Consider the following 7135-nt stretch of genomic DNA (forward strand, 5'->3'; position numbering starts at 1 on the left):
CGCCGCGGTCCGTACGGACCGCGGCGCCCCTCCCCGGCCCGTCGCTAGGCGCGCGAGACCCGCACGTCGGAGGCCTTCACATAGGCCACCCGGTGCCCGAACTGGATCTCGTAGTACAGCTCCTTGCCGCGCACCACCCGGTGCGTGGAGGTGTCGAACACCGGTGCGTAGTAGTACTCGCCCGGGGTCGCCGGACCGCCCGCCACGTACCGCTGCCCCGCCAGGAGCTTGTACGGCAGCGGGGTCACCGATTGCACCGGCACGCCCGACGGGTACGCCGCCGCCTCCGGGTAGGCCCGCCCGTACACCGGGACGTCGGCCGCGCCGTCCTTCGGGGTGACCACCAGGGCGCGCGCGCCCACGGCCGTCGCCCGCCCCCGCGGGTTCTGGAACCAGGCCTTCTGGCCCAGGTACCAGATCGCCGTCCAGTCGCCCCGGCGCTCCGCCACCGCGTACTGCTGGCCCGTCGAGGCCCGCGCGCCCACGTCGTTGACGTCGATCGTGGAGTCCTGCCCACCCGGGCGCAGCCCGACGTCCTTCACCAGCGGCGCGTTCTCGTCCGGCGCCGTGTACAGCCGCACCGCGCCGCTGCCGTGCGGCGCGCACGCCTCGCCCGCCTTGGCGCAGCCGGTGTACGCGGGCTGGTTGCGCGCGTAGTCCGGACGGATCGTCACCACGGCGGCGTTCGGCCCGGCACCCGGCGTGAACGGCCGGCCGAGCAGCTGGAAGTAGTGCGCCCAGTCCCAGTACGGGCCCGGGTCCGTGTGCATGCCCGGGATGTTGCCCGCCAGCGGCCCCGGCACGTTGTCGTGGCCCAGGACGTGCTGCCGGTCCAGCGGGATGTCGAACCTCGCCGCCAGGTAGCGCACCAGGCGCGCCGAGCTGCGGTACATCGCCTCCGTGTACCAGGCGTCCGGCGCGGTCAGGAAGCCCTCGTGCTCCAGGCCCACCGACTTGGCGTTGGTGTACCAGTTGCCCGCGTGCCAGGCCACGTCCTTCAGCGCCACGTGCTGGGCGACGTGGCCGTCCGACGAGCGCAGCGTGTACTGCCAGGACACGTAGGTCGGGTCCTGCACCAGCTTGACCGTGGTCTCGTAGGAGCCCTCGGTGTCGTGCACCACGATGTAGTCGATCTTCTGCGAGGCGGGCCGGTCCGCCAGGTCGTGGTTGCCGTAGTCGCCGTCGCCGAACTCCTGGTACGGCGCCGGGATCCACTCGCACGCCACGGTGCGCGGGCACTCGGTCTTCCCGGCGGGCGCCGTGCGCAGCCCGAGCCGCGCGGCCTGCGCGGTGTCCGGGGCGACGCCCGGGACCGCCCGCAGCGCCACGTCCTGGCCGCTGTCGGTGGTACGGCTCTCACCCGAACGGATCACGTCGTACACGTCGTCCGCGTACGTCCGCGCGGTGGCGGCGTCGTCCGCGCCGGAGAACCGCGCCACCGCCCCGTACCAGTCGGCCGCGTCGTCGCTCAGCGGCCCGCCCAGCTCCTTCTGGGCCGCCGCGAGCAGCGCCGCGCCGCCCCGGATGTTCGCGTCCGGGCTGGTGCGCAGCGCCTCGGCGGACTGGCCGGACAGCTTCGCCGCCCGGTCCAGGGTGCGCAGCCGGGCGGGCAGCGCGGCGTCCTCGGGGACCGCCGTCGCCCCGCCGGCGCGGGTGGCGCGCGAGGCGTCGCCGCGCGCGTCCTCGGCCCCCTCGGAGTGGTGCGGGGCGGAGGCCAGCGCGGTGCGGGCGTCGGTCAGGTGCATCGGGCCGTAGCCGCCGGTGACGCTGGGCGCCCCGCCGTGGCCGTCCCAGCGGGACTGGAGGTACGAGACGCCGAGGAGCACGTCGCGCGGCACCCCGTAGGCGTCGGCGGCCCGGTCGAACGACCGCTGGAGCGAACCGGCGGCGGGCAGCTCCGCGGTGGACGAGGGGGTCGCCGAGGCGAGCGGGAGCAGCAGCGCCACCGACGCGGCGGCGGAGCCGAGGGTGAGGACGCGTCTGCGGGCGCCTCCTGGTCGTACGGGGGTTCCTTGCAAGGCAGCCTCCAGTGACGGGTGGTGCGCGAAGGGGCCGAAGATACCGGGTCCGTACAGGGGTATCGGCTTCCGGACGATCCGTCAATCACGGACTCGGCCAAGGGATTTCGCACGTCAGAGCGTCGGGCCGGGGCCTGGGAGGCGTCACTGGAGTGGACCAGTGGAAGGGCCGTACGGGGTGTACGGGGAGGGCCGTACGGGGCGTACGCGGAGGGGTCCGGGCACACAGCAGAGCGCTGCGCCGCCGGTGTGTCGGCACCGGTGGCGCAGCGCTCTTCCCCCTCGTCGGCCGGTCAGCGAGTGCCGACCGCAGCGCGCACGGCCCGCCGTGCCAGCGCGCAGTCGTCGTGCAGCCGCCTGAGCAGCAGCCGCTGTTCCTCCCCGAAGGACACCGCGCCCGGCTGGGCGGGGGCGGTCGCGGGCGGGGCCTCCCGCATCGTGCGCTGCACGGCCGTCTCGTACTGCCGGATCTCGCGGGTCAGCACGAGCATCAGGTTCACCAGGAAGGCGTCCCGCGCCACCGGGCCCGCCTGCTGCGCCAGCTGGCTGATCTGGCGGCGCGCCACGGGGGCGTCGCCGAGCACCGACCACAGCGTCGCCAGGTCGTACCCCGGCAGGTACCAGCCCGCGTGCTCCCAGTCGACGAGCACCGGGCCCGCCGGGGACAGCAGGATGTTGGACAGCAGCGCGTCACCGTGGCAGAACTGCCCGGTCGCCTGCCGGCCGCCCGCGTGCGCCAGGCCGTGCAGCAGCTTCTGCAGGTCGTCCCGGTCGCGGTCGGTGAAGAGTCCGAGTTCGTGGTACCGGGTGATCCGCCGCCCGTAGTCCAGCGGGGCGTCGAACGTACCGGCCGGCGGGCGCCAGGCGTTGAGCCGGGCGATCGCGCCCAGGGCGGCCCGCAGATCGGCCCGCGGCGGGGCCTCGGCCGGGTGCCGGGTCAGGGCCGCCGCGCGTCCCGGCATCCGCTCGATCACCAGGGTGCAGTTCTCGGGGTCGGCCGCGATCAGGCGCGGCACCCGCACCGGCGGACGGTGCCGGACGAAGGCCCGGTAGGACGCTATCTCGTGGCGGAAGTTCTCGGCCCACACGGGCGAGACGTCCAGTAAGCACTTGGCGACCGCGGTGGTCCGCCCCATGGTGCCGACGAGCAGGACGGAGCGACCGCTGCGGCGCAGCACCTGCACCGGGTTGAACTCCGGGCAGATCCGGTGCACCGAGGCGATGGCCATCCGCAGCTGGGCGCCCTGGGGCCCGGACAAGTCGATCCTCCCGCTGAGCGGTTGGGGGGAGGAGGCCCCGGCCCAGCGCCGTGTCCGGCCCGCCTGGGTGGGGTCGAGGTAGGGTCCGCCGACCTGTGCGGGTCGGTGCGGCCGGGGCGGGGCGGACACGGAGGACGATGCTGTGTACATGGGAGAGACAGATCCCTTCGTGTGCCGACGAAAGCGTTGCGCTGCCCCGCCCCGGCGACCGTGTCACCCTGGGGAATGAGCTCCGGGAACCGGGTCGGGGTGGCGCCTTCTTACCTGACCACCGGGCGCGGGTGGCACACCATCTGGCGGACCCTGGCGAACCCTGGCGAATAGTCGCCACGCATCTGCCGCGGGGCTACTGTCAACTCAGCCGAGAACCTGGGGGCTTACGTGACCGGACAACCCAACACCCGCCTATCGGACCTCTTCGGCCTGGCCGGATGGTCGAAGGGCGAACTCGCGAGGCTCGTCAACCGGCAGGCGGCGGCCATGGGCCACCCGCAGCTGGCGACCGACACCTCCCGGGTACGGCGTTGGATCGACATGGGGGAGACCCCGCGCGATCCCGTACCGAAGGTGCTGGCGGCCCTGTTCACCGAGCGGCTCGGCCGTGTCGTGACCATCGAGGACCTCGGGTTCGTACGCGCCTCGCGCGCGGGCAAGAGCCAGGGCGTCAGGAGCGTCAGCAATCCCGACGGCCTGCCCTGGGCGCCAGACCGTACGGCTGCGGTCCTCACCGAATTCACGGGAATGGACCTCATGCTCAACCGACGCGGCTTGGTGGGCGCGGGCGCCGCGCTCGCCGCAGGCTCCGCACTCACCAGCGCCATGCACGACTGGCTGCACACCGACCCCTCACTCGCATCCGACGCCCCTCGCGTCAACGATCCCCTGCACGCCGACCCCGCTGGGTTCGACCGCTACGAGGCCGCCCCCATCGGGTCGCAGGAGATCGACGCGCTGGAGCGTTCCGTGGAGGTGTTCCGCGCCTGGGACGCCGCCCGCGGCGGCGGTCTGCAGCGCAAGGCCGTCGTGGGACAGCTCAACGAGGTGGGGGGCATGCTCTCCTACCGCCACCCCGACCACCTCCAGCGGCGCCTGTGGGGCGTCGCCGCCAACCTGGCCGTCCTGGCCGGCTGGATGTCCCACGACGTGGGGCTCGAACCCACCGCCCAGAAGTACTTCGTCATCGCCGCGCACGCGGCGCGCGAGGGCGGCGACCGCCCGCGCGCGGGCGAGGCGCTCTCCCGGGCCGCGCGCCAGATGGTCCACCTGGGCCGTCCCGACGACGCCCTGGACCTGATGAAGCTCGCCAAGTCGGGCTCCGGCGACGAGGTGCTGCCGCGCACCCGCGCGATGCTGCACACCATCGAGGCCTGGGCACAGGCGTCGATGGGGCACGGGCAGGCGATGCGGCGGACCCTGGGCGAGGCGGAGGACCTGTTCGTCTCGGACCGGGGCGACGTGCCGCCGCCGAGCTGGATGCAGATGTTCGACGAGGCGGACCTGCACGGCATGCAGGCCCTGGCCTACCGCACCCTCGCCGAGCACGACCCGTCGGCGGCCGGCCCGGCCCAGCGCCACGCCAAGCAGGCGCTGGTGCTGCGCGAGGGCGGGCGGCAGCGCTCGAAGATCTTCGACTACATCTCGCTCGCCTCGGCGTGCTTCATCGCGGACGACCCCGAACAGGCCGATCGCTACGCCCGGTTGGCGCTGGTGTCGATGGGGGAGACCTCCTCGCACCGCACCTGGGACCGGCTGCGCGAGATGTACCGGCTGACCGCGCAGTACTCCGGCTACCAGAAGATCCAGGACCTCCGCGAGGAGATCGAGTCGGCGCTGCCCAAGGGGCCGTCGCGCAGAGCGCAGGGCGCCCGGATCTGAGGGTCCCAGCCCCGGCCCGGAACCCGCCGGGGGGCGCCCTCGGTACCGTACGCCGTTACGTCAACTCATCTCTTACGAGGCGGAGTTCAAGCCCCGACCCGTGCCACCATCACGCACGCGTCGTCCTCGCGCTCGATCTCGCCCAGCTCCTCGACGACGGCCCGTACGCACTCCTGTGCGTCCCGGGCCCCGGCGAACCGGGGTGCCAGCGAGAGCAGCCTGCGCATGCCCTCCGTGCCGGACGCGTCGAGCCCGGCGCCGCGGGTCAGGCCGTCCGTGTGCAGGACGAGCAGGTCGCCGGGGAGCAGGGTGACCTCGGCCTGCTCGTACACCGCCCCCGTGGTGGCGCCGAGCAGGACGCCGTCGGGCCGCCCCATGGCGCGCCCCGCGCCGTCGCGGAACAGCAGCGGGGCGGGGTGGCCCGCCTGCGCCCAGCTGAGGGTGCCGGTGGCGGGGGTGTAGCGGCAGCAGAGCGCGCTGCCCAGGGCGGGCTGCGCGGAGGTCTCCAGGAGCTGGTTGAGATGGCCCATCAGGGCGCCCGGGCGGATCCCGGCGACCGCCATGCCGCGCAGCGCGCCGAGCAGCATCGCCATCGCGGAGGTCGCGGCCACGCCGTGCCCGGTGAGGTCGCCGACCGTCAACAGGGCGTCCCCGTCGGGGAGTTCGATGGCGTCGTACCAGTCGCCGCCGATCAGGGCGCTGGTGTGGGACGGCAGGAAGTGGCCGGCCAGGTCCAGCGACCAGGGGCCGCTGCCGGTGAGCCGCAGCGAGCCCCGCCACGGCGGCAGCACCGCTTCCTGGAGCTCGACGGCGAGGCGGCGCTCGGTGCGCTCGACGTGCTGGCTGCGCTGGAGGGTGTCGCGGGTCTCGCGCACGGCCCGCTCGCTGCGCCGCAGTTCGCTCACGTCGCGCAGCACGGCCCACATCGAGGCGGTGCAGCCGTCGCCGTCCAGGACGGGCTCGCCCATCATGTGCAGGGTGCGCACCCGGCCGTCGGCGCGGACGATGCGGAACTCGCCGTCGATCGGTTTCCCGTCGACCAGGCAGTCGGTGACCATGGCCTGGAGCCGCCCCTGGTCCTCGGCGAAGACGACGGCGGGGAGTTCGTCGAGCGTCATCGGACCGCTCTCGACGGTGCGGCCGAAGATCTGGTGCAGCTCCTCGGACCAACTCGCCTCGTCGGTCAGCAGGTTCCACTCGGCGCTGCCCACCCGCGAGAGCAGCGAGCCGGTGCGCGGGGCGTCGGCCGTGCCGGTGGAGCCGGCCGCGCGGTGCGTGGGGTAGGCGGAGTGGCGCCCGTCCTCGTACGCCGGTTCGCCGCCGGTCCGTCCATGCGGTTCGGCGTCCCCGTCGGTCACGTCCTCGCGCAGCTGGTCCAGGTGTGCGCCGAGGTCGTCGAGCTGGTGCACGGCGAGGTCGTAGAGGGCGCGCTGCCAGCGGCGCTGGGGGTCGTCGTCGTCCATCGAGTCGCGGCGTACGGCGTCCACGTCACCGCGCAGGCTGCGCGCCCGCGTGATGAGGTCGTCCACCGAGCCGCGCTCGGGCGGCTGCGGCGCGGGACGGTCCGCGAACAGATGGGACGGCATGTCGTACTCCGATGCAGGCGCGGCACGGCCGAGTTCGAGGGAAGGCACCGGTTACGACTTTCGCACAGGCGGCGGGGGCCCGTAAGGGATTTGGCAACACTCGATACGGTGGTGCTTCTGGCATGTGCCAAGGGCCCGGAGGGCGAGGCCGGGCGACGGCCGCCCGGGAGGCGTCCCCGAAACGGCTTTCGACGACGGACCTGCCGTACCCGCGCGCGTCCGGCCGGCGACGGGCCGGTCGGTCCAGGGGGGCGCCGAGCCCGTCGGGCGTTCGAGCCGGCAGCCGCTCAGGCCAGGAGGCCCTAGGGCGTGTTGCGAAAGTAGCGCCGTCCGCCCGGAGGGCGGGCCCCGCGGCGTCTGGTGCGTGCGCTCGCAAGGCGGAGGGTCATCCTCGTAC

The 7135-nt window shown here is 74.0% G+C and carries 4 protein-coding genes; 1 reads left to right on the forward strand and 3 read right to left on the reverse strand.

The genetic code is table 11. The features are described from left to right. Positions 1-44: 44 nt before the first annotated feature. Entirely contained in the window at positions 45-2018 is a 1974-nt protein-coding gene (locus ABT160_RS45895) for an N-acetylmuramoyl-L-alanine amidase (RefSeq protein ID WP_502984423.1), read from the reverse strand. A 293-nt stretch (positions 2019-2311) separates the two neighbouring features. Continuing rightward, entirely contained in the window at positions 2312-3427 is a 1116-nt protein-coding gene (locus ABT160_RS45900; RefSeq protein ID WP_351656079.1) for an aminoglycoside phosphotransferase family protein, read from the reverse strand. A gap of 231 nt (positions 3428-3658) precedes the next feature. Between ABT160_RS45900 and ABT160_RS45905 the strand changes: the two genes are divergently transcribed. Further along, positions 3659-5152, forward strand: coding sequence for a DNA-binding protein NsdB (locus ABT160_RS45905; RefSeq protein ID WP_351656081.1), 1494 nt, complete (start codon positions 3659-3661; stop codon positions 5150-5152). Between the two features lie 86 nt (positions 5153-5238). Here the strand turns inward: ABT160_RS45905 and ABT160_RS45910 are convergent, their stop codons facing one another. After that, positions 5239-6738 carry a PP2C family protein-serine/threonine phosphatase gene (locus ABT160_RS45910; RefSeq protein WP_351656082.1) on the reverse strand — a complete coding sequence of 500 codons (1500 nt, stop codon included), beginning with the start codon at positions 6736-6738 and terminating at the stop codon, positions 5239-5241. Positions 6739-7135 lie beyond the last annotated feature (397 nt).

Origin of the sequence: Streptomyces sp. NPDC001941 (assembly GCF_040296945.1) — a bacterium.
In the GTDB taxonomy this organism is placed as follows: Bacteria; Actinomycetota; Actinomycetes; order Streptomycetales; family Streptomycetaceae; genus Streptomyces.

Bases quoted from the DNA above. Each gene is read 5' to 3' on its own strand.
- ABT160_RS45900 (WP_351656079.1), bottom strand. From the start codon at position 3,427: ATGTACACAGCATCGTCCTCCGTGTCCGCCCCGCCCCGGCCGCACCGA.
- ABT160_RS45910 (WP_351656082.1), bottom strand. From the start codon at position 6,738: ATGCCGTCCCATCTGTTCGCGGACCGTCCCGCGCCGCAGCCGCCCGAG.